This is a genomic window from Vibrio sp. 1580 (assembly GCF_033340055.1).
This window is the reverse complement of record NZ_JAWOVT010000654.1, coordinates 1-535: the sequence shown is the minus strand read 5'-3', so window position 1 is coordinate 535 and position 535 is coordinate 1. Positions and strand designations below refer to the sequence as shown.

Sequence of the window (535 nt, the reverse complement as noted above, 5' to 3'; positions counted from 1 at the left end):
TAATCGATTGGACTAATAAAGATGTTCACTACTACCTCGAGCAACATGGTCTTACCTATCACCCACTTTGGGAAGAAGGTTACTAGTCTGTTGGGGATACACATACGACACGTAAATGGGAGCCAGGAATGTCAGAGGAAGAAACTCGCTTCTTTGGTTTAAAGCGTGAATGTGGACTTCATGAAGATGATGGTAATGAACAAGATGGTTCAGGTATCTAGGTACAGATATATCTATCTATAGAAGAAAGCTGCGATCACGCAGCTTTCTTTATTTATAGGCATGCGTAATGGTATTAAAAATACACATTTTAGGATAACTCTGTGGATAAGTTGTTTGATAGTTTTGGGTAAAGTTGGATAAATAAAGCTTTGGGCGAAAAGTCGTCGTTTAATCATTATTTTTGCAATTTTTGCAAAATAACACTTGCCAATGTGAGCGCGATCTCTATAATGCCACCTCGTCGACAGGGTAAGGGCTCGCAAGGGTTTCAGCAAGGTTGGCAAGGCTAGAAAGAAAAACGAAATAATTTTAA

General features: G+C 38.9%; 1 protein-coding gene and 1 pseudogene. One reads left to right on the top strand and one right to left on the bottom strand.

All coding sequences use genetic code 11. The annotated features are described in order from the left end of the window. Positions 1-221: pseudogene (locus tag R7093_RS27665) on the top strand (phosphoadenosine phosphosulfate reductase family protein); the annotation flags it as partial. Between the two features lie 12 nt (positions 222-233). On the opposite strand, the gene R7093_RS27660 reads toward R7093_RS27665, so the two are convergent. Next, on the bottom strand, positions 234-535 hold a 302-nt coding region (locus tag R7093_RS27660), incomplete at its 5' end, for a hypothetical protein (protein WP_318147334.1).